This is a genomic window from Alteribacillus sp. JSM 102045 (assembly GCF_041949975.1).
In the GTDB taxonomy this organism is placed as follows: Bacteria; Bacillota; Bacilli; order Bacillales; family Marinococcaceae; genus Alteribacillus.
Genome location: NZ_JBHFQG010000029.1, coordinates 1 through 22744, shown reverse-complemented (window position 1 = coordinate 22744; position 22744 = coordinate 1). Strand labels below are relative to the sequence as shown.

General features: G+C 40.7%; 22 protein-coding genes and 2 pseudogenes. 1 reads left to right on the top strand and 23 read right to left on the bottom strand.

The features are described 5' to 3' along the window. The first annotated feature begins 121 nt into the window (after positions 1-121). Positions 122-1630, top strand: coding sequence for a gluconokinase (locus ACE1TI_RS16485; protein ID WP_375008651.1), 1509 nt, complete (start codon positions 122-124; stop codon positions 1628-1630). 1352 nt (positions 1631-2982) lie between these two features. Here the strand turns inward: ACE1TI_RS16485 and ACE1TI_RS16480 are convergent. The 23 genes and pseudogenes from ACE1TI_RS16480 to ACE1TI_RS16370 all read right to left on the bottom strand — a co-directional run. After that, the gene (locus tag ACE1TI_RS16480; RefSeq protein ID WP_375008650.1) at positions 2983-4185 is read right to left on the bottom strand and encodes an acetyl-CoA C-acyltransferase; all 1203 of its coding nucleotides are present in this window, start codon (positions 4183-4185) and stop codon (positions 2983-2985) included. Continuing rightward, positions 4185-4835, bottom strand: a complete 651-nt coding sequence (locus ACE1TI_RS16475) for a 3-oxoacid CoA-transferase subunit B (RefSeq protein WP_375008649.1) — start codon at positions 4833-4835, stop codon at positions 4185-4187. The genes ACE1TI_RS16480 and ACE1TI_RS16475 overlap by 1 nt, the downstream gene beginning before the upstream one ends. Then, positions 4828-5520, bottom strand: coding sequence for a CoA transferase subunit A (locus ACE1TI_RS16470; protein ID WP_375008648.1), 693 nt, complete (start codon positions 5518-5520; stop codon positions 4828-4830). Before ACE1TI_RS16470 ends, ACE1TI_RS16475 begins: the two co-directional genes overlap by 8 nt. Then, complete coding sequence (locus ACE1TI_RS16465) at positions 5517-6362, bottom strand: alpha/beta fold hydrolase (protein ID WP_375008647.1); 846 nt, start codon at positions 6360-6362, stop codon at positions 5517-5519. The genes ACE1TI_RS16470 and ACE1TI_RS16465 overlap by 4 nt, the downstream gene beginning before the upstream one ends. Positions 6363-6387: 25 nt before the next feature. Further along, positions 6388-6858 carry a DUF3237 domain-containing protein gene (locus tag ACE1TI_RS16460; RefSeq protein ID WP_375008646.1) on the bottom strand — a complete coding sequence of 157 codons (471 nt, stop codon included), beginning with the start codon at positions 6856-6858 and terminating at the stop codon, positions 6388-6390. A gap of 1 nt (position 6859) precedes the next feature. Next, positions 6860-7984: a muconate/chloromuconate family cycloisomerase gene (locus tag ACE1TI_RS16455; protein WP_375008645.1), complete on the bottom strand. Its 1125-nt coding sequence runs from the start codon at positions 7982-7984 to the stop codon at positions 6860-6862. An 82-nt stretch (positions 7985-8066) separates the two neighbouring features. Further along, positions 8067-8852, bottom strand: coding sequence for a dioxygenase family protein (locus tag ACE1TI_RS16450; protein ID WP_375008644.1), 786 nt, complete (start codon positions 8850-8852; stop codon positions 8067-8069). A 41-nt stretch (positions 8853-8893) separates the two neighbouring features. Then, entirely contained in the window at positions 8894-9457 is a 564-nt protein-coding gene (locus ACE1TI_RS16445; protein ID WP_375008643.1) for an FAD synthetase, read from the bottom strand. A gap of 28 nt (positions 9458-9485) precedes the next feature. Then, positions 9486-11027 carry a 4-hydroxyphenylacetate 3-hydroxylase N-terminal domain-containing protein gene (locus tag ACE1TI_RS16440; protein WP_375008642.1) on the bottom strand — a complete coding sequence of 514 codons (1542 nt, stop codon included), beginning with the start codon at positions 11025-11027 and terminating at the stop codon, positions 9486-9488. 98 nt (positions 11028-11125) lie between these two features. Then, a complete protein-coding gene (locus ACE1TI_RS16435; protein ID WP_375008641.1) occupies positions 11126-11323 on the bottom strand; it encodes a hypothetical protein in 198 nt (65 codons plus the stop codon). A 295-nt stretch (positions 11324-11618) separates the two neighbouring features. Beyond that, positions 11619-13415 (bottom strand): XylR N-terminal domain-containing protein, encoded by a 1797-nt coding sequence (locus ACE1TI_RS16430; RefSeq protein ID WP_375008640.1) that lies wholly within the window; start codon positions 13413-13415, stop codon positions 11619-11621. A gap of 519 nt (positions 13416-13934) precedes the next feature. Continuing rightward, positions 13935-14396, bottom strand: a complete 462-nt coding sequence (locus tag ACE1TI_RS16425; protein ID WP_375008639.1) for a flavin reductase family protein — start codon at positions 14394-14396, stop codon at positions 13935-13937. 193 nt (positions 14397-14589) lie between these two features. Continuing rightward, positions 14590-14667, bottom strand: a pseudogene (locus ACE1TI_RS16420) (spore germination protein); the annotation flags it as partial. A 246-nt stretch (positions 14668-14913) separates the two neighbouring features. Further along, positions 14914-15363 carry a type II 3-dehydroquinate dehydratase gene (gene aroQ, locus ACE1TI_RS16415; RefSeq protein WP_375008638.1) on the bottom strand — a complete coding sequence of 150 codons (450 nt, stop codon included), beginning with the start codon at positions 15361-15363 and terminating at the stop codon, positions 14914-14916. A gap of 484 nt (positions 15364-15847) precedes the next feature. Then, a complete protein-coding gene (locus tag ACE1TI_RS16410) occupies positions 15848-16135 on the bottom strand; it encodes a hypothetical protein (protein WP_375008637.1) in 288 nt (95 codons plus the stop codon). Further along, positions 16129-16446, bottom strand: coding sequence for a terminase gpP N-terminus-related DNA-binding protein (locus tag ACE1TI_RS16405; protein WP_375008636.1), 318 nt, complete (start codon positions 16444-16446; stop codon positions 16129-16131). The genes ACE1TI_RS16410 and ACE1TI_RS16405 overlap by 7 nt, the downstream gene beginning before the upstream one ends. A 121-nt stretch (positions 16447-16567) precedes the next feature. Beyond that, on the bottom strand, positions 16568-17131 hold the full coding sequence (locus tag ACE1TI_RS16400) for a shikimate kinase (RefSeq protein ID WP_375008635.1): 564 nt from the start codon (positions 17129-17131) through the stop codon (positions 16568-16570). Between the two features lie 277 nt (positions 17132-17408). After that, on the bottom strand, positions 17409-17840 hold the full coding sequence (locus ACE1TI_RS16395) for a hypothetical protein (protein WP_375008634.1): 432 nt from the start codon (positions 17838-17840) through the stop codon (positions 17409-17411). Positions 17841-17952: 112 nt separating this feature from the next. Further along, positions 17953-18234 carry a hypothetical protein gene (locus ACE1TI_RS16390; RefSeq protein ID WP_375008633.1) on the bottom strand — a complete coding sequence of 94 codons (282 nt, stop codon included), beginning with the start codon at positions 18232-18234 and terminating at the stop codon, positions 17953-17955. A 387-nt stretch (positions 18235-18621) separates the two neighbouring features. Beyond that, positions 18622-19821 carry a CaiB/BaiF CoA transferase family protein gene (locus ACE1TI_RS16385; protein WP_375008632.1) on the bottom strand — a complete coding sequence of 400 codons (1200 nt, stop codon included), beginning with the start codon at positions 19819-19821 and terminating at the stop codon, positions 18622-18624. After that, a complete protein-coding gene (locus ACE1TI_RS16380; protein WP_375008631.1) occupies positions 19822-20655 on the bottom strand; it encodes a sugar phosphate isomerase/epimerase family protein in 834 nt (277 codons plus the stop codon). Between the two features lie 34 nt (positions 20656-20689). Then, complete coding sequence (locus ACE1TI_RS16375) at positions 20690-22450, bottom strand: thiamine pyrophosphate-binding protein (protein WP_375008630.1); 1761 nt, start codon at positions 22448-22450, stop codon at positions 20690-20692. A gap of 72 nt (positions 22451-22522) precedes the next feature. Continuing rightward, positions 22523-22744 (bottom strand): annotated as a pseudogene (locus ACE1TI_RS16370) (hypothetical protein); the annotation flags it as partial.

The following is a 22744-nucleotide window of genomic DNA, read 5'->3' as shown; positions in this document are numbered from 1 at the left end:
CATTAGATGAAGCGCTGAACCTAATGCCTGAACCGCTGAATTACCTTTGCTTGATGCCGAACCAAGCACCAGAAACGGTGAATAAAATGCAATTCAACCATTTTAGTATGAGGAGGAACCTATGAAGAAACCATTTGTTATTGGACTCGATATCGGAACGACGAGTGCAAAAGCTGTCTTGTTTGATCTGAATGGGATTGTTATCGCTGAAAAAGAGAGCGCTTACCTGACCCATCACCCACAGCCCGGCTGGAGCGAACAAAACCCTGATGACGTGGAAAAGGCGGCAAGAAAAGCAATCGCTCAAGCTGTCGATGCTTCAAGGGGATCCAAAGAGGCAATCCTTGCGGTAGGAATATCTAGTGCGATGCATTCATTAATTTGCTGTGACCAGTTAGGAAAAGCACTCTCCCCTTCCATTACTTGGGCGGACGGCCGCAGCAGCCATATTGCAGAAAAATGGAAGCAAAACGGAAATGACTTTATTTTTTCACGAACCGGTACACCGGTACACCCGATGTCACCGTTGTTGAAATTAGCGTGGATGAAAGAAAATAATTACGCTCCATATAGAGAAGCCGGTAGATTTTTTTCCATCAAAGAATTTCTTACATGGCATTGGTTCGGAGAAGCAGTTGTTGATTATTCTGTCGCTTCCTCCAGCGGACTGTTTGACATTTATGACCTGGACTGGAATGAGGAGGCACTAAAGCTTGCCGGCATTTCTTCCGGACAGCTTTCTGACCCTGTTCCCCCATCCTATATCTTGCAGGGTCTTCCTAAAGATATAGCAGAGGAAATGGGCCTTGCCGCTGAAACGCCTTTTGTTATTGGCGGAAGTGATGGTCCGCTTGCCAACCTTGGCATCGGGGCGATCCAGCCCGTGGATACTGCCTTAACAGTAGGAACGAGCGGAGCCATCAGGCAAATGTCAAGTGAACCGTATACCGATGACAAACAAGAAGTTTTTACTTATGCAGTCGATAAAGACCTTTGGGTCATGGGAGGGCCAACCAACAACGGAGCCATCGTCCTGCAGTGGTTAAAAGAATTGTTTGGAGACGCATTAGATGAAGAAGCCCTTTCTAGTAATGTTATGGAATTGTTAACAAAGGAAGCAGCTAACGTTCCGGCAGGTGCAGACAACCTCCTGTTTCTACCGTATTTAAACGGTGAACGCGCACCGTTTTGGGATGCAAATGCACGTGGAACCTACATCGGTCTTTCGATGACACATAAACGGCCGCATATGGTACGGGCAGGATTAGAGGGGGTTATGTTTAATCTGTATCATATTTATGAATCCGTGAGCCGGCTGACAGACGGCACCCCCAACATTTATGCAAGCGGGGGATTTTCCCGCTCTGAGCTTTGGCTGCAGATTTTAGCTGATGTGTTCGGAGAACCGATACATATTCCAGAAAGCCACCAAAGCTCAGCCTGGGGCGCAGCCTGGATTGCTTTAAAAGCTATCGGAAAAGTATCCAGCTATAAAGACATTAAAGCCCATGTTCCTATGAAAAAAACCATTGAACCGATTTCAGAAAACCACAAAAAGTATGCGGAGCTGTATCAAACATTTAAAGAACTCTATCCTGTGCTGCAGCCGCACTTTAAAAGCTTAAGATAAAATGAAGGGATTGTCGCGCCAGGTCAGACATTGAAGCCCGCTGATAGGAGAAAAAGATGAAGCCGTAACCAAGGAAGGTCCTTGGCGCCCAGTCTTGGAAAAAGATAGATGGAACAGTCATCAAGAGAGGTTCTTGGAACCCGATACAGGCATGTAAAAGAAAGAACGAGCTTCTAGACTGCCGCTTGAGTCCCTGTCTAGGTAGATTTTTGAAAAAGCGGGCTCCAAGAAAGACTCTTGGAACCCAATACAGACGGATTCAAGATACAATGGGCTTCAAAACAGACCCTTGGTTCCCGGGGAGATAGTTAATTAGAAGAGCGGACTCCATGAAAGCCGCTTGGCCCCCGTCAGCGAAGAAAGAAAAGCGGAACAGTAACCAAGGAATAGTTATGAAGACCAATGTTAGAAGAAGAGAGGAAATGTAGTCATCAAGTAATACAGCCGGTCGTGATATTTTTCATGACCGGCTATTTATCATGCAAAGACTCGGCTTTTCAATCAAACGATTGATTGATGTTTCTGCTAAGAGGAAATCTATTACAATACGTTTGAGCAAATCATGGACATAAGGAGAGGAAACGAATGAAACATGAAGACTTGCTGGAATACTTAGATAACAAGGATTAAGGAGATAAAATAGACAGAAACTGACATTATGATCATTCGCTGGTATTACTGGGTGTCACATTGCCTTCTCAGAAAATATATAGAAATAAGACTGGGTACGATTAATGAGCAAAATGAAGATGTATCTGAATTATATACCCATCACTCTCACGGATGACAGAAAAGGAAGGGTTTGCACGAGATACGAGTCCTCTGAGTAAAAAGATATGCATGGATTTCAAAGCAACAGCTAACCAATTATTGTCCAACGTTTTATATCCTAACCCTAAGAAAACTTTTGTAGTTAATTGGATCCCTCTGCTCATCTAAAAATTTTTATCAAGAAATGTAACCTTACTCATGTTTATCCCTCCTTGTTTATATTGTCTTAATTTTCAAATTTATCGCAATCGATAATAACTATCAGTGTTTCTGAGTTACATATACAAATATTTGTTGTTATTTATCTGAACAACCTATTAGACACGTGTCAGCATTTTTCTTTCTTACCAGTTCACACATGAAAACAGGAAAAAATAAGATGACTCCGGGTCAATCCCAAAAGTCATCTCCTAGTAAAAAAAGCATTTTAAAATTTTAGATAATAGTTCAGGTGTGGACATTCATGAAGGTGGATTACTGCTTACATAACAGCACTTCTCCATTTAATTTAATCTAATCTATTTCTTTCAAACTCAAACCAGCCAACTACGAAGCTGTAGTTAATTCCCTAAAAAATGATTTTAAACTATATTTTCTACTGCCACAGAAATACCTTGGCCCACACCAATACACATCGTGGCAAGTCCTAACCCCGCGTTCTGTGTTTTCATTTCATAAATTAGTGTCGTTAAAATTCTTGCTCCACTGGCACCCAGCGGATGTCCGAAGGCAATAGCGCCCCCGTTAACATTTACTTTATCTCTATCCAATTCGAGCTGCTTGATACATTCAAGTGATTGAGAAGCAAAAGCTTCATTCAATTCCACGAGATCAAAATCGCTGCTTTGCAAATTGTTGCGCTTCATTAGCTTTTGGGTAGAGGCAACCGGACCGATACCCATAATAGAAGGTTCCACACCGGCTGTTGCAGAAGCTTTAAATCGAACTAATGGTTTTAACCCCAGTTCTTTAGCGCGGTCGACACTCATGATTAATAGAGCAGAAGCCCCGTCGTTCACCCCGGAGGCATTGCCAGCCGTTACAGTTCCATCTTTGAAAATAGGAGGGAGACTGCTTAATTTTTCCAGGTTTGTATTTGGACGTGGATGTTCGTCAGTATCTACAATGGTTTGATTTTCTTTTTTATCTTTTACAACGACAGGTACAATTTCGTTTTTGAAACGATTATTTTCAATGGCTTCTTTAGCACGCATTTGACTTTGATAAGCAAACTCATCCTGTGCTTCACGGGAAACACCAAAACGTTTTGCCACATTTTCAGCGGTTTCCGGCATAGAGTCAATTCCGTACATTTCTTTCATTTTAGGGTTTGGGAATCGCCAGCCAATCGTAGTATCAAACATTTCCATATTTCCTCTTGGAAAATCTTTTTCTGGTTTTTTCATAACGAAAGGAGCACGGGTCATGCTTTCGGTGCCACCTGCGATGATGATATCTTGTTCGCCAGATAAAATAGCGCGGGCAGCTGTACATACAGCGTCCAAGCTGGAACCGCACAGGCGGTTAATGGTTGTTCCGCTGACTGTTTGCGGAAGACCGGCAAGAAGGGAGGACATTCTGGCCACATTCCGGTTTTCCTCTCCTGCACCGTTCGCATTACCAAAAATTACGTCATCAATTTCATCTGGTGGAAGGTTTGGATTTCTATCCATTATTGCCTTAATCACTACTGCACCGAGATCATCAGGGCGCACATTTTTGAGTGCTCCTTTATACCTACCGATGGGTGTACGAACAGCATCAACAATTACAACTTCACTCATTATTTACTCTCCTTTTGCAGTAGTTGGTCACTAATATGATAGGAAGCAGTTGTGTTTTTTTCTACATCTTTTAAAGTAGTATCACCCATTAAATCGGTCAGCTCATAACCGCCTTCTTTCCATTTGAAGACAGCCATGTCTGTAATAATCACGTCTGCTCTCCGGTTAGATGTAATAGGGTACGTGCATTCCTCAACAAATTTAGGAGACCCTTCTTTAGATACATGGTTGGTAGTGATAATAATTTTTTTAGCACCAACCAGTAAATCCATTGCTCCCCCAACGCCAATAATGTCTTTTCCAGGAATGGCCCAATTCGCAACCAGGCCTTTTGAGTCTACTTGAAGAGCACCCAGGATGGCTACGTCCACATGACCGCCGCGGATCATAGCAAATGAGTCGGCACTATGAAAATAGGAAGCGCCTACTGCTTCTCCGACTGGAAGCTTGCCTGCATTTACCAGCAGAGGGTCAATGTCTTCTTCTTCTACGGAAGTAACACCAAGCAGACCGTTCTCTGTGTGTAAATAATACTTGTCTTTGTCCAGGTAATTGGCAACCAGGGTTGGAACACCGATACCCAGGTTAATAATAGAATTAGGAGAAAGTTCTTCCGCTGCTCTTTTTGCAATGACTTCCTTTTTATTCACGTTCAACCACCCCGTCTCTTGTTAGGATCAAACGGCTTTTAATAACAGAATCAACGTAAAGGTGAGGCGTTGCGATCTCTTCAGGTGATAATTCGCCCTCCTCGACAATCTCGTCTACTTCTGCAATGACATATTTAGCTGCAGATGCCATGATAGGATTAAAGTTTCTTGCTGTTTTATAGTAGACAAGGTTCCCTTTTGTGTCTGCTTTCCAAGCTCTGATTAAGGCGACATCAGCCTTTAATGCTTTCTCAAGAAGGTAGGTTTCGCCGTCAATTTCTTTGGTCTCTTTTCCTTTGGCAAGGTCTGTGCCTACCGCGGTTTTTGTATAAAAGCCGCCAATGCCGGCTCCTCCTGCCCTAATAGCCTCGGAAAGAGTCCCTTGAGGAAGCAATTCGAGTTCAAGTTTGCCTTCGTTATACCACTGGGCCACTTCACGGTTACTTGTAAAATACGAACCGATCGCTTTTTTCAATCTTCCTTGTCTTAACAGAATACCTAAGCCTTTACCGGCTTCACCGACATTGTTACTAATAATGGTCAGCTCCGAAGCGTCATGGTTTATTAAGGAGTCAATAAGAGTAAGAGGACTTCCTACAAGGCCAAAACCGCCGACCATGACGACATCCCCTGTTTTCACTCTCTCTATAACACTTTGGACATCCTCTGTTTTCGTTACAGTCATGATTTTGTCCCTCCGTTCGCTAAGAACTGTTGAATGTGTTCCAAAACATCCTGCTGTTTATTAAACACAAGTTCGTAATGGTTAACAGGTGTTATTTTTGTTTGTAAGTGCTGAATATTTTTCCGTGTTTCTGTATAGGATTCTTCTTTAAAAAGAGATTTGTTATCCTTCATCGCCCCAGTAGCAATAATTAATAACGTTTCACAAGAAATAGCAGAACATACTTTAGCTGGATTAAAAGAATAAAAGCTCTCAAAATCCTGTTTGGTTAAATCATAATCTGATTTATGCGTCCAATTGCTTCCGTCCTGCTTGATTTCATAGCGGGCTATTTCTTCTAATTTACTGTCCCAATGAATGTTGAGGTTTTGGTAGAGGTTTTTGGTTTCTTCCACATATTCTTCTGCTGAAGAATACACTTTTTCCAAACGCCCTAATGAAGGCAGAACAAGATTTTGCGTTGTCTCATCTGCTTCGCCCGCTCCATCCAGCAGGATGAGCTGTTCGACGTTTGACAAACGGCCCGCCGCCAGAGAGCAGATATAGGCTCCCATGGAATACCCCATTAAGATAGGCCGATCTATATTCAACGCCTCTATAAGATCAACTATGTCGTCAGCATGAGTAAAAATGGAGGTCGCCGGGTCTGCTTCATCACTATTGCCTCGTCCAAGAATATCGTAGCTGATAAACCGGTATTTTCCAAAAAGGGCTTGTTGGTAAAAGTGGAGCTGCTTATGATTACCGGTGAGACCGTGGGCAGCCACAATAGTCCCCTGATCACCAGGAGTATCATGAACGTATAATGTGCGTCCGCTTCTTGGTGTTACATACTCTCCCATATTTACAGTCCTTTCAATCCAAATTTTAGTCTACCGTGTAGATAGAGTAGTTGACTTTTCCCGGCAGCCGGATACCTTTTGATACAAAGACTCGTCTATTCAGCCAATCATACTTGGAAGAAGCTGTTTCAAAAATCGGAGACGTTCTAAAATAATATTCATCTGGATCGACGCCCTCGTTATTATCGAGTCGTTTCAACACTTCAGGTTCTCCAGTACGGATGCCACGGTAAGACATTAAAATCAAAGCATCATCGTCAGTACGTAAAAGTATGCGGACATCCTGTATGATAGTTCCATCTTCCTGAACGGTAATCCAGTCATCACCGCCAGGTACAACTTCAGCATTCAATTTATCTCCGCGCAGAGCACCGCCGGTTACCCGGATGATCCGTCTATTGCCGGCCGGGGTTTTTCCTGGTAAATGAGCTCCCTCTACAGTTAATTCCATGTCAGCTAAGAAGGAGAGAGGGGGGGCAGGTAAATGTCTCATCATATTATTTCTCCTTTCTTAAATAGGTAGAAACTTTTTCTTCGTCTAATTCTACCCCTAAACCTGGTTTGCCTGGGACGTGCACATATCCGCCTTTTGAAGTGAGTGGTTCTTTTACCAAATCATCGGCTAGCCAATCCGGACCGAATAATTCACTTCCATAATCAAGATTGGGAATAGAAGCATAAGCATGGATACATGCGGCAGTACCGATGGAGCTTTCCAGTGATGTACCTCCAAAACAGGAAATACCGGATGCTTGTGCAATGCCTGCCACTTTAATCGTATTTTTCATCCCACCAGCCTTATGGATTTTTAATGAAAAAATATCGGCGGCGTTTTCTTTTGCAAGCCGCATGGCATCTTCAATAGTGGAGGCACTTTCATCTGCCATAATTGGAACTTTTTTCATAGCAGCCAATCTCGCCATTCCTTCAACGTCAGCAGGAGGGAGAGGCTGCTCAAGGAAGTCGATCCCCGTTTCAAAGAAAGTGTCCATCCATTTCATCGTGGTTAAACGGTCCCAGGAACCATTGGGATCAATTCCAAGTTTAGAATGACCTTTAATTCCTTCTGCGATCTTGATAGAACGTATAGCATCATTTTCGGGAGCTTCTTTGCCGGATTTTGTTTTGAAATTTTCGTAATTTCCAGAGGCAACATGGCCTTTTGCTTCTTCGATGTCGCCTTCTGGTGTTCCAGATGCCAAGGCCCAGCGAACTGGAATTTTATCTGTATAGAGGCTTCCCAGTAATTGATGAACAGGGACATTATACATTTTTCCCAGGGCATCAAAGAGAGCCATTTCTATGGTTGCTTTTGCGAAGTAGTTACCGCGGATTTGACGATTCAATTTCTGGAGCAATGCTTCAGTATGAACGGGGTCTTGATCTAGCAAAAGAGGAGAAGCATATTGATCGATAACAAGCTTCATTGTTTCAACGCTTTCTCCATTCCAAAAAATACCCGGAGTTGTCCCTTCTCCAATACCAATGACCCCGTTACTAAGTTCAATTTTAATTAAAACAAAACTTTTAGAAGATACTTTCACTGCAGAAAACTGGTGCGGCCTTTTGATAGGAATGTCCAATAATTGTGTGGTTACATTTTTAATAGATACTTTTTCCATATTATCCTCCGATCGTAAAGTAACTCTCATTCTCAGCTGGAAAAAAGAAAGGGGGACATTCAAAATGCCCCTTACAAAATTTTTATTCAGGACGCATCACAAAGTTTAAAGATGCTTTTTTGTGGTCGCCTTTGTCTTCCAGTTTCGTTATAAGCTCTTCACGCACCCCTTCTGCTACGTCTGTTTCAAGCCACTCATCACCTTCAAAGAAGACTTGAGTGATAAGAGTGTCATGACCTTCTGCTTCAAACATGATGTGAAGGTGGGCAGGACGCATAGAATGCTGATCCATATATTCCAAGAACTCTCCTGTCGGTCCATCTGTTGGAATGGAGTAAGGAACAGGGACTATTGTTTTAACTTCAAAGTCTCCATTTTCATCTGTATAGAAATGACCTCTTAGGTTAAAGTCAGGTGCATCAGAATCAAAGTTTGAATATTTTGCCGAATTGTCATTCTGCCAAAATTCAATACGGGTGTTGGCCAGAGGCTTGCCTTCTGTGTTTTCTACGTGGCCTTTAAAATACAGTACATCGCCTGGCTCATCTGGACGCTGTGTTAAAACAAGCGGTTCACCTGGCTCGCTTTCAATTAATGGAGATCCTTCTGCAAAATAAGGTCCTAACAGAGAAGGCTGGGTACCAGGCATATTGGTGTACATGGCTTCAAGCACGTGTGTTTCAAGGAATACATCTGCATACAAAGGAAGCTCTCCTTTTCTTCCTAAGCGATCCGCCCAGTTTACAAAATTCGTGTACTCTTGGTGGTTCAGGTTGGCTTCTCTCAAAAAATTTTGAATGTGTGTGATAAACAGGTTAAATACTTCTTCTACTCGTGCATTCTTTTTTGTAGCAATTTTTTCACCCATTTGTGATTTCCTCCTATAGTTATTTATTCATAACCCTCTCCCTATAACTGGGAAACAGCTTGTTTTACTGCTCTGTGATATTCTCGGCCCAACAGCTTACTTACTTGAGCTTGTTTGTCCTTTTTAAGTAGATTTCTTATTCTAGTAGAGGATATAATTTCTCCATTTTCGCAGGTGATCAAGGGTTGAACGTTTACTTTAAAATTTTCAGAGAGTAAGCAAACATCTCCTTTTTTGCCTTTTCCAAAGGTGAAGTTAGGACCGACAAAAATTTCCTTTGGTGCAAGTGAACAAAGTTCTTCAATAAACGCTGACGCAGGGCGTGACGCATATTGTTCGTTAAAGTTTGCAACGACTATATAGTCCACTTCAAACTGTTTTATCAGTTCTATTTTTTCATTTAAGGACGTTAAAACGATACTGTTCTGAAAGAAAGCGCGAGGGGGAGAGTTAAAAGTGTAAACAACAGACGGCACATTTAGTTCTCGCGCACGATGAACAGCTTGTCTTATCAACGTTTGATGTCCGCGGTGCAAACCATCAAAAGCTCCAATGGAAATAATAGAAGATTCCAAATTCAATTCATTGTTGTTATAAATATACACAATTATTTCCTCCCCTTACGCATCAAAATTATTTTTTAAAATAGTTTACGTCATCTGGATTGATCCACGTGTCATTTACCCATCCATCGAGATCATAGTCACTCATGCACTCTTCAGCGAACTTTACAAATTTATCTGCTTCTCCTGTTTGGTGTGCCATTGTCAAGTTTTCAAACCGAATATTTTCATGGTTACCAGAGTAGTTTCTTTCATAAAGTTCATGTCTTCCAGCATACTCTGAACCAACCACATCCCAGAGCAATTTAACCAACTTAATTTTTTCTAAAGCTTGAATATCATTTGATCCACGGTAAATTCTATCGATCAAAGAGCGCAGTTCAGGATTTTTGAAATCGTCTGCACTGGATGGCTGAACGATTAAGTTTCCTGCTACTACATTTTCAATGACTTCTTTAATTTTCGGCCATCCTTCAGACATGAACACACGGTAGGAAAGTCCAGCATTTAGGTTGGGCACGACCGAACCGTTTCTGCTCTTGTCTGGATTCAATGCCATTGAGTCACTGAGAGACCAGAACATGTTTCTCCATGCTATAACTTCACCAACATGTGTTTGGACTCCGCGGAATTGATCGACTCCGCTTGTTTGTACCGCTTTAATAAGCAACCCTGAAATAAAATCTAATTTTACAGCCAGTCTTGTTAAACCATGGAACGTAAAACGCTGCAGGAAACCACTTTCTGGGAAAAAGTTGTTAGCTTTATCTACATCTTTGTAAATGAAAACATTTTCCCAAGGGATAAGCGCTTTCTCAAAAACAAGAACGGCATCGTTTTCGTCAAAACGGCTGCTTAGTGGATAGTCAAATGGACTTCCCATTACAGCGGCGTTCATTTCATAAGATTGTCTGCAAATAAGTTTGACTCCCGGTGTATCCATAGACGCTACAAATGCTAGAGCCATATTTTCGGATCCGACAGGAACTGCTCCGTAGTGAGCAACGAAATTATAATTGGTTAATGCAGAACCAGTGGCTACCATTTTTGCCCCACTAACAATAATCCCTTCATCTGTCTCTGCTTCCGCTTTAACAAAGACATCTTGGACAGCTTCTGTTGGTTTATTACGATCTACTGGCGGGTTAATAATTGCGTGATTGAAAAACCAGTTCTTTTCTTGTGCTTCTTTGTACCATCTTCTTGCATTATCGGCATACGGTGCATAATAATCAGGATCCGCACCTAAGGTAGCCATAAAAGCAGCTTTGTAATCTGGAGATCTTCCCATTTGACCATATGATAAACGAGCCCATTCGGCGATCGCATCTCTTGATGCCAAAAGGTCATCGGCACTTCTAGCGTATTTAAAGAATTTTTGAGTGTAGCCTCCATTGCCAGTATCCGTTTTGGTTGTTAAAATATTTTTTGTTTTTTCATCATGCAATGCATCATACATTCTGGCGATTGAGCGAGCAGCGTTCCGGAATGCAGGATGGGTAGTAACATCGTCTACTTTTTCTCCATGAAACCATACTTCCCGGCCATCTCGTAAACTTTCTAAATATTGTGCACCAGTAAGAGGTCTGTTTTTTGTTATTGTTGTTACCATTATTCTTCCTCCTTCAAATAGTCAATGTTATTATTAGAAATTTTCAAAGTAGCTTTCCAATCTATTGTTACTAGGAAACTACCGAATCCAGCTGAAATTTATCCGACCCCCCATTCATTTTTAAATATATGCCTTGTAGCAGCACTTGCTTGATGAATAGAGTGCTTCCTATTTGAATTTATCTTATCTTTTCCTGCGGGTTTTAATGATTGACTTTTTAGGGCTGGGGGTTTAGTGAAATTTGAACTAATCGAGCTTCCCTCTTTCATGTCAATCTTTCTCGTTTGTTTGCTCATGTTTGTTCCCCCTTTCTTTTGGTTTTACATTTCCCTTGCTCTAAACCTTTTTTGCCTTCTGAAAAGGAAGCCAATAGTTTAAAGCGCTTTCAAATATGATATGTGTACAGTATAGACTTTTATCTGAATTATCGTAACTGTAAAAAAACATGGTTTACCGATAATATTTTTTATTCATTTGCTGTTTTGAAAAACTATATATACTTTCTTAGCTTTTAAAAAAGCCGTCAACAGGCACATTACGTGCTCTTGTCAACGGCTTATCCTTTCTTATAAAAAAGAGTAGTCTTTTTCATTAAAGTATATTCGAAGAATTATCCATGATTTGCATGGAAAAGTACATGTTTATGGCCAACTGATATTTAAACCGGCCAGACCCTGTCTTTAACCCTTTCTTACCAAACGACTCAATTTTATCAAGACGATATCGTAAACCAGCTATCGATAAATGTAGATCATTTGCAGTTTTTTGTAAGTTTCCATTATTGTCTAAATAAGATTTAAGTGTTATTAAAAGATTACTTTGATTTTCCTTATCATATTCAATTAAATCACCAATCATTTTTTTACAGAAGTCAATAAGATCTTCTTGGTCCGTGGCTTTGAGAAGAAGTACTATTGGTTCTAACTCTTCAAAGTATGATATATGACTGTCATTTGGATGGACCAGTTGTAGGAAGTCGCAGATACGACTAGCATCCTGGTAACTTTTTGCCAGCTTTTTCAGGCCTTTTACTGCCCTCCCGACACCTATATACGTTATGCTTTTCTTAAATTTATTTTCAATGGAAGCTTGAAGGTCTTTCGCAAAATTTTCCAGGTTTTTATTATAGTCTTCAGATAAAATTAAAATAATATACTTATCCTTCAAAAATATATCCAGTGCTGTATATTTACTGTTCAGATGCTCTAAAATCAGTTCATTGCTTTCTTTATCATCCACTAATATTGTAAGAACTCGATTGTCGTTTTGAGAATTAAACTCAAACACATGACTTCCTATTTGAAGTGTTTCTTCATCTTTTTCACTGTTCAGCAGTTCTTCAAAAAATTCTTCTTTCTTTTGCCACTTAGACTGAATTAATTGGAATGCATGAAAAATTTTAATCGAACAAATAGTAAGTGCACGTTGAATAATCAATTCCTCTTTCTTTTTGTTTTTTTCCTCTCCAATTACTATCATATTTCCTAAATTTTTACCCTTTGCATGAATAGGATACATTTCCATCATCTTTTGATTGTCTATTAAGTTATTCGGATTCTCCAACAAATTTTCTTCAATAAATGCTTCTTCTTCTAAAAAAACACCTTCATTCTTGCCGTATCGATAATCAATAATAATACTTTTGTGAAGAGCAGCAGAAACTACTTCAAGCATACTCGATAATGATTCATCTTCTAATAATAAATCTGTTAATTTTTTTTGGACTCTTTCGGATTCAATGATATTTTCATTTAATTCCTTGATCTCTTTATAGGAACGATCTAATTCAGAAATTAAGGACTCTGCTTCATAATAACGTAAATCTGCTTGTTGCTTTTTGTCCGCAGGATCGAAGGTTTTCGCTACGAAATAACAATAAGGATCTCCTTTTCCTTTGCATTTTTCTTCATGGACGAGTACTTGCTTTCCAAAAAGTTTCGTGAGAAATCCGCTTGCATATCCAACCAAAATCCAACATACTGGAGTCTTACTTTCTCCATAATGATAAAGGTGTTCTTCAACCTCAAATGAATTTCTCCAATAACCAGTATAATGTAGTGTGTCATCATTATATTCTATATTTTCTGCTTCTACCGTTACAACTCCTTCCAAAGTATGAAGGGCGGGACCAGCTAACATTAATTCTTCCGTTGATTCCCATTTATACGTTTGTTCTAAATCTTCGGCAGCCTTTTGTCCACAAGCTCTTCCATATCTCATTAAGAAACCTTTCGCACGTTCCATACTCAGGGTGTCAACTAAATCCCTGCGTAAAATACCTAAAGCTTGGACAGACATAAGAGCCATTCGTTTATTGTTTAGTGTTATTACTCCCGTTCGCGGATTCACTTCCATTAAATCATTCAGCATTAAACGATTAGCTTTCATGTATGGTCACCCTTTTTTTCTTTTGTGACTATCTCTATCTAATTATGTACCTCTGACATTTCATTACCTACAAAGGTTCGTTTTTATTTAGCCACCTCAATTAAAAATACTTAAGCTTAGCACTTATATCATATAGTATTAAACAGCAAGATCCTATACCATTCATGAAAATGTCCATATTTGTAATGGAGTGTTAACCTTATACACCAGGAAACCGTTTTCATTTTATTGTAATATAAGCAGCAGCAAGAATGCTCTTGCCCTAACAACTCAATTACTTGATAAAAAATCCCGAAGTTTTCCAATCTTTTGCTGTTCTTTTCTTAGATAAAGGGAAGGCTGGGGCTTCAGAAGATTCTACTTACAGCCAAGTAGAAAAGCTTTCTTCGTCTTTTACCTCCAGGTCCTTCCATGTCTCATAAAATTCCGTTTACTCTTTCCGAGTCAATCGAATGAATCTTGTGATAAAATTCTTCGACAAAACTGAATTCGTTTGTATGCGATTTCAAAAAGATACAACTATTTTCCTGTAACTTCCGAAAACTTACCGCAGAAATAAAGCAATGGCTGGCCGCTATAATATTCAAAATTTTTAACTTCACCAAGATAAAGAACATGATCTCCACCATCATAAGCAACCCAAGGTTCACACTCAATGTGAGCAAGTGAATGTTTTATGCGCTGTCCCAACAAACCTTTCTCCCATTCAAAAGGTTTCGGATCTTGAGGACGTCCCGCAAAATGCATTGCTGTATCTTGCTGATCGTCACGTAAAACATTGACTATAAAATTATTATCTTTCAATACATCTAAAGCCTTTGTGTTTCGATCTACTGATACTAATACAAGCATAGGGTCAAGAGAAACCGAAGTAAATGAGTTGACGGTAAACCCATGCGTTTTTGTTTCAGTCTCACTCGTTACTACCGTGACTCCAGTAGCAAAGTGTCCCATACAGTTACGAAAATCTTTTGGATCCATTTATAGCACTCTCCTTTAAAGTAATTTTTCTGTGACTGAATGCGTTTTAATTGTAACAATATTAAATGTAGTTAATAACCGCAAAAACTAATAGATGATCTTCCGTTTATTTGCAGAAAAAAAGGAATTGATAGAAAATATATTGAAAAATTTCATTCCTTCTTCATGAAAATCTAATTCCTCTTCCTTGACATACAAGTGCACCAACTATGCTCACATTAGAACCAATCTGCTTGGGAAGTCTTAAACCTGCTTCACGTAAAGCTTCAAAATAGGATATAACAGGAACAAACGTTCTTTTTCAGAGCTGTTATAAATAACGGGATTTGATTCCATATCATCTGTTGTCACCATGTCTGATATGTTGTGGTGTATCATTAAACCATTTAGCAGTTCAATGAGAATTTGTTTTATCTCCTGCAATATGAGAGAAGTAGATCGAGAGACCCTTATTGAAAAATCCGATGTTGGAAAATCAAAGTCATGAATCGAAAGAAGTAGCAGAAATTTTTACCTGCTATACATTTCGTTCATCTATCAATGTTTTAGCTGCTCTTAACGCAAGCAGATAACTGTCCACACCAAAGCCGCTGATCTGGCCGTGGGCGATATCAGCAAATACCGAATGGTGCCTAAAGCTTTCTCTTGCATGTATGTTAGACATGTGAATTTCAATAAACGGCACTTCCAAGATAGCCAATGCATCTCTAATACCGTAGCTGTAGTGCGTCCAGGCTCCTGCGTTAATAATGACAGCATCCACCTTGCCCTGATAGCACTGGTGAATACGCTCCACCATTTCTCCTTCATGATTGGTTTGGAATGTTTCTACTTCCAACTCCAGCTCTTCCCCGAGCTCGGTCATATTTTTATTAATCTCGTCCAGTGTTATAGTCCCGTACATTTTCGGATCTCTTTTGCCAAACATATTATGGTTAATGCCGTGCAGCATCAATACTTTTTTCATAATCATTCCTCCTAGTATGAATATTCTAACATTTGAATGAACGGACTACTACTGCTCTGATAGTGCTTTAACCGACTTAGGATCCCTTATCCGCTCGGTTTCCGGCCGTCCCCACGACTTTCACGAAAAAAGAGCAGCCTCTCCCTGAACATGTACCTGTCAAGTAGACACTAATAAATCAAATCCTGATTAGCAGGACAAATTCATGTGCTAAAATGACTCACTTCTTAGTTAAGGCGTTCAAGACGACGTGTCGTCTCTTGAACGCCAATGGATAGTTTGTAAAAAGCAAAGCCGATCAAGGCCTTTCGCGGCATATCCTCGCTTCACTCCGGTATTCCACGGTGCCTTGACAACTGAGTTTCTAGATTTTGTACTACTAAGCGGCCTGAGATCGGTAGTCTACCGGACTCATGCCGTATTTATTTTGAATACGTTCTTCGTTCTAATAAAAGATATAAGCGTCAATGGCTTCGTGCACTCTTCAAAGGTTTGAGGAGAACCGAAATATGGCAGTTCGCACTTGAAATGCCTCCCGGTAAAGGGCTGCTTTAATGCGCCACTTCCCATAGGTTCCTTTTGATTGTTCAAATACCTTGGATATTAAATCATAAAGTTCTTCGTCTTGTAGGTGTTTCAAACGATACTCATGTTCGTTTTTCCATTTATAATATCCCGAACGAGAAGCAAAAATATAATTCGTTAACATGGTAATCGAGAACTTCTTTTCATTTTCCAACACAAAAGCAAATTCTTCGTCTTTCCTTAACACCCCCTTTTCTGTGCGATGAGCTTTTTTAAATACGCCACTTCTATTTTTAAGCGTTCATTTTCTTCTTCCAACGTTAACGGCTTTTTACGCGGCCTTCCTTTGTTTCCGCCTCGTGCCAAGCCACGACGATCTTCTAAACCAGAAAATCCTTCTTTTTCATATTTTCGCACCCATTCATTTACTAATTTTTTATTATAAATGTTTAACTCTTTTGCGATATCTGTACGTCCAAAGCCCTTATAATACAAATCAATAGCTTGTTTTTTAAGCTTAACCGGATAAACAGATCCTTTCTTTCGTTTTTCAGACACACAAAAAACCCCCTAAAGGTACTCGAATAGAAACTGTCGTAATTGTAGAATACCGGCAGTTTCTTTTTCGTGTCTACTTTAGGGGTACAATATCACCCTCAGACTGCTCCATTTATATTCTTTAATCAACCGCATGAGGCTGGTACCATTCCCAGCCGAGTTTTAAGAGGCTGACAATTTCATCGGCCACCTCTTCTGCGTTCATCTCATCCGTTTTCACTTGAAAGCTGTTTATATTATAGGTGCTCTGGCGTTTTTGGAAAAGAGCTTCTATTTCTTCCATCGATTTATTATGCAAAACCGGGCGGTTATCAATAATTAAGCTTAACCGGTCTTTCCATGAATCCCATGTGAGATCGAGCGAAATAACAATGCAGTACTTCATGCATGCCTCACGAATCTCGTCCTGAGTATATGCTCCACCGCCAAGAGAAAGAATTTTTAAGCGTCTGTTTTTGCAGTAATCAATAGAAGTTTCCTTTTCTATTCTTCGAAATTCTTTCTCCCCTTTGGTTCGGAAGATTTCGGAAACTTCCATGCCGTATTTCGCTTCAATCACCTTATCGATATCTACAAAATCACGGTATAATTTTTTAGATAACAGTTCTCCAATGGTCGTTTTTCCTACTCCCATAAAACCAATAAGAGCAATGTTTCTTTCTCTTAGCGAAGGTACATTTTCCATAGAACAAACACTCTTCCTCTACCTGTAGATTATGATCTCATTCTAACCAATTTACAAATTAAGTGTCAAACCGCTCCAAGCAGCTTCGTGATTCCATAAGCCATCGAGATGTTCCACATTATAAATAGGAAAGCAAACAAAACATTTTTCATGCTGACCTGGTAAGGATTCATGTTAATATACATTCCCAGCACGGCCGGTGTTACGTTAAACGGACCGATCATCATCGTACACACGGCGGAGCTTAAAAATAGTAAGCGTTAATCCAAATGAAAGCTCACCTGCAAAAGGATTGTATGAATGGCACCAGCAGTGCGACGGTAACAAGTGGATGAAAGCCTGCAAACGCCAGTCCAAAAATAAACATTCCGATTAGAAAAAACAACAGAAAATACACCAGAAAATACATATTGGTTTCGTAAACATATTGAATGACGTTATTAATATATGCAAACGGGCTTGTATACGGCATGAACTCTACAAAAAAACCGGCGAACAAGAAAAGAAAAAACAATCCATGAAGCTTATCTGTATTATTTTTTGCCATCAAGTATCCAAGCCGCCTATACATTTTTGGTTTTTTAATAGCGATAGACCAGGCAAATGAAAAAGGTATAATCGTTACGGTTACCGTAAAAAGAAACCCAAGGCCGCCCCAATGATTGATGGTTAACACAATCATTATAAACATTAATACGGCAAGACCCATTTCAAAGCCTTTCATTTTAATAGAGGCCAAGTTTTCTAATCTATGCTGCCATGTGTCATCCGTTAAATCATAGCTGTTCCATTTTCTTCAATCAGCAAATAGAAATAAGAGACTATTCACCCACAATACCGGCAATAACCATAAATAGCTTTGCCCCGTGATATCGAGGGTCAGCAAGTAAAATTTCGATAGGACTCCAAAATAAGACAAGGGCATATGGACGAAATATCCCATGGGAGAAAAATTGCTGCATGAATGCATTTCCAAATTCTTTTACCTTGTTGCGAACAGAACCAATAATTATAGGAACGGTAGCAATTTTTAAAAAAAACGTCAGCACGTAGGTTGCGAACGAGGTTTTCTTGTAAAGAGTTCCTGCATTGCTGGTGTTCAAGCCAAATCATTCGGCTTAAGTTCTTATCGTAGCGTCCAAGTTTGATAATCGTAATCATAAAAGGAAGCACAAAAAATAATGCGAGCAGCCCAAACAGCGAGCTGAAATACGTTAAAATTTCCAGTGCTCTTGGGTAATAACGACCATCAAACCAAGCCCTAAAAAAATAAGACCGACCGTTCGGTACAAAAGTCCTGTCTTCCCTACTGTCCACAAAAGGACAATGATCGATAAAATACCAAGTGCATAGTTTATGAGAGGCAATGGCCACACTTGATAGATAATATATAAAAAAATGATAAAAGAATACAAAAAGAAAATGGTTTTTCACCTGCTTCCTGCTGCAATAAATTCATCGGTACGGGGATCCCATACCGATGAATATTGTTAAATAACTCCTTTTTCTTTTAACTCCGCAATTTGTTCGTCGGAATATCCGAGCATCGAAGATAGCAATTCTTCATTGTTTTCCCCAAGATCTGGAGAGAGATTTCTTACACTTCCTGGTGTTTTTTCGAACTTTGGTACAATTCCAGGTGTTTTTATTTTTCCTAATCTTGGGTGTTCAAGCTCAATAATATTTTCCCGGGCTTGATATTGAGGGTGTTCAAAGATATCCTGTATATTGAGGATCGGGCTTACTGGGACTCCGTATTCGCCTAAATACTCTACCAGTTCGTCCCGTTCCTTGGTTTTCATCCAATCTTCCACGATCTTAACCATTTCCTCGTCATTTTGAAGTCTTACTGAATTTGTATAAAACTTTTCATGTTCTAAGAGATCTTCTCTTCCCATTGCTTTCGCCAAACGGTTAAACGTCGTGTCCGTACTTGTTACTAATACGACATAATGCCCATCTTTTGTCTCAAATGTTCCGGCCGGGCTGGAATGTCCGCTTAAACCTGGAGCACGTTCTCTCACTTTTCCGAGCTGATCATATTCTGCGACAAGAAACTCCATCATCCGGAAAACCGTTTCGTAAAGTGCGATGTCTACAATTTGTCCTGCACCGTTTTCGTTTGTATCTCTATGATATAAACCGGTCACGGCCGCAAAGGCTACATAGACACCAGTGATATAATCTGTTAACGAGAAAGATGGACTGACGGGCGGGCGGTCTGAATATCCTTGTAAATAAGTGAATCCGCTAAACGCTGTGGCAGGAGTACCAAAACCTGCTTTTTCTTTGTACGGTCCCGTTTGCCCATATCCCGAAACTCTTATCATAAGAAGGTTTGGGTTTATTTTTTTCAATTCTTCATAGCCTGCTCCCCATTTCTCCAGAGTTCCCGGACGAAAATTTTCGATCAGAATATCTACTTCGTATGCGAGTTTTTTTAAAATATCTATCCCTTCGTCTGTATGCAAATCCAAGGTGAGCGATTTTTTGTTTCTGGAAAGTCCCGGCCATCTAAGAGGCTCATCTCCTTTAAATGGGCCTACATGCCTTAAAGTATCGCCTTTTCCCGGCATTTCGACTTTAATAACCTCTGCTCCAAAATCTCCTAAGAGTACGGATCCATACGGAGCAGCGATCATCGTTGATACGTCTAAAACTTTTACTCCTTCTAACGGTGCACTATTCACCTAATTCACCTCCTGCTTTGTTAATGGATGTGTATTTAAATAGTCCTTTGCCGACTGTAAACAGCGCCGCGCAAATTCTTCTTGACCTAATTCTTGGGTAAGTTTTGCGTTTGGCAGTTCAATCGAATAAGGAATGTCAGGAATTCTGCTAAGAATGCTTCCAACATCAATACCGCCTTCTCCAAGCAGGGAGCGTTCTTCTCGAAGGACCCTGGTCATTTCAGGCTTCCAAGCTGGAATTTCTCCTGGTGCATCGCAAAGGTGGAGATATCGGAACCAATCGCGCGGCACCGCATCTAAATCTTCTACTTTATCTTTCGAGCGATGAAAATGATGGACATCTATCATAAGACCGGAATTTTCCTGCTTTGCGGTGTTCAATACATCTAAAGCGCCATCGAGATTGTGCACGCTCGCAATCGGTACAAACTCCAGCTCTATGGTGAGGCCAAAAGGTTTTGCCAATTCGCAAATTTCTGCAAAACGTTCAATCGCATAGTTTCGATCATCTGTCCATATGCTGCTGAGAACGTGCCGTCCTCCAAGTTCAGCAGCGACTTCCATGGCAGGCAGATAACTTTTCGGATCGACCCCATTGTAGACTTTGGCAAGTTCAATGTCCAAGAGCTTCATACCTGTCTCAGACAATGCCGTCTTGGTTTCCCAGAGCATCTGTTTATTTTCAGCCAGTTCATAATTGGGTTCCCCAGGAAGACCCATGTAGATGGGGCGGAAGCTGACGAAATCATAGCCGGCCCGAGCAGCAAGATAGGTCATTTCAGGGGGCGCACAATCGAGCACGGTAAGGTGTGCTAAAGAAAATTTTCTTGTCATCGTCTTTTTGCTCCTCCTCCATGTTTTCAAAGTTTTATACAGACACGTGATAAATGTTCTTGCCAGGGGAATAAATATCCATAATATTCCAGTGGCCATCCGTTGGTACCGGTTCATTTTTCATCGAAACATCAAGTAAAAACGGTTTGTTGCTTTGGATCGCTTGTTTAAGCGCCGGTTTAAAATCTTCTGCTTTGGTGATTTTTACACCATTGACGCCATAACCTTTTGCTACAGCTGCAAAATCAGGGGAGTAAGGTTCGCCATCTTTTTTAAATACCGTTCCGTAGGTCGTATCATAATGACTTTTTTGCAGACCGGCGATTGTTCCAAATGCACTGTTATTCATAACCACCCAAATAACAGGAATGTTTTCCTCGACTGCAGTTGCCATTACAGACGGATTCTGGCCGAAACCTCCATCTCCAATTAAAGAAACAACTACTCTTTCAGGGTCAGCGAGTTTTGCACCAAGAGCTGCAGAAGAGCCGAATCCCATCGTCGCGTAGCCTCCCGGCGTTAAAATAGTGCCTGCTTCATAAGCTGGGAATTGCTGACCTACCCCGTTTTTGTTCCAGCCCACATCGGTTGTAATATAAGCATCTTTTGGCAGGGCGGAACGAACATCAGCTAAAATGCGCTCCGGACGCAGCGGGAATGCATCACTTTTTTGATGCTCTTCGATTTTTCCGAAAAATTCTTTACGGTAGTTTGCAATGGCTTCTTCCATTTTTGGATTCTTTCTTCCCTCTGGCACCATCTCTTTGGCCACCCGATTTAGTTCGGTTAATGCTTCTTTCAGGTCTGCTACAATGCCTAGCTCTACTGGATAGTTTCTTCCAAGCTCTTTTCCGTCAATGTCAATGTGAATGAGCTTTGTTTTTGGAATATCGAAGGTGTACTCTGGATACCATGAGCTCGAATCAGCCTCCGAGAAACGGGTTCCCAGCGCTAGAATTAAATCGGCGTCACGACAATTGTCGTTAATAAACTTCGTACCCCAGAACCCTGTCATACCAAGGGTTAACGGATGATCATCCGAGACAGCCCCTTTCCCCATCAGGGAATAGGCAACAGGGATGCCAAGGTGGTCTACCAGCTCGCGGAATTCCTCTGCTGCATCAGCCAGCATAATACCCCCGCCTACATAAAATACAGGATCTTTTGCTTCAAGTAATCTTTCAATAACTTGACGCGCTTTTGCATCGCTAATCGATGGCTTTGTTAAGTCTTTGTTGTTTTGTTTTACCCGATCAAACAGAGCTGTGTCGATTTGTTCTGAAAAGATGTCCATTGGAACGGATACCAGAACCGGACCGGGACGTCCATTCTGAGCAAGGGAGAATGCTTTGTCTAAGATTTCCGGAAACAAATCAGGACGGTCTACTCTCCATGCCCGTTTAACAAAAGGACGGTAAATTTCATATTGAGAAGCATCAGCATGTAAATTCACTTCCTGGTGAGGATGTTTTCCGTAAAAATGGGAAGGAATATCCCCTGCGATGACAACCATTGGAATAGAGTCGAGGGCTGCGTTTGCTACACCTGTTGCAGCATTGGTTAACCCTGGTCCAAGGTGAGAAAGAACAACGGATGTTTCTTTTTTTGCTCGTGCATAGCCATCGGCTGCATGAGCAGCAATCTGTTCATGCCGTACATCAATGAATCTTACAGAACTTTTTTCTAAAGCTGATAACACAGCAATATTTGTGTGTCCGCAAAGTCCGAAGATATGTTCCACATTATTATGTTCCAAGTAATCTACCAGCTGGTGAGAAACAAATTCTTTTGTCATGAAAGCTCCTCCTCGTATATTATATTTAAGCCCTCTTTGAAGAGCTTATTTTCTTTTTCCTTAAGGCTGTTTTCACATACTTTGTTGTTGAATACAGCCACAGTTGAAATACACTTCGCTTTCCGCGGGCAACGCTTCAGCCTCCTCGGGAGTAAAACGCTCCCTCGGGGTCTTCAGCCGTTGCTTTTCCCGCAGGAGCGGCGTAGCGCCTTTCTGTGCACCTCTCGTCCTCCGTGTCCATGACAACAAAGATGATCCGGAGAAGCCGCCAAACGGCGACATACGACCTCGAGT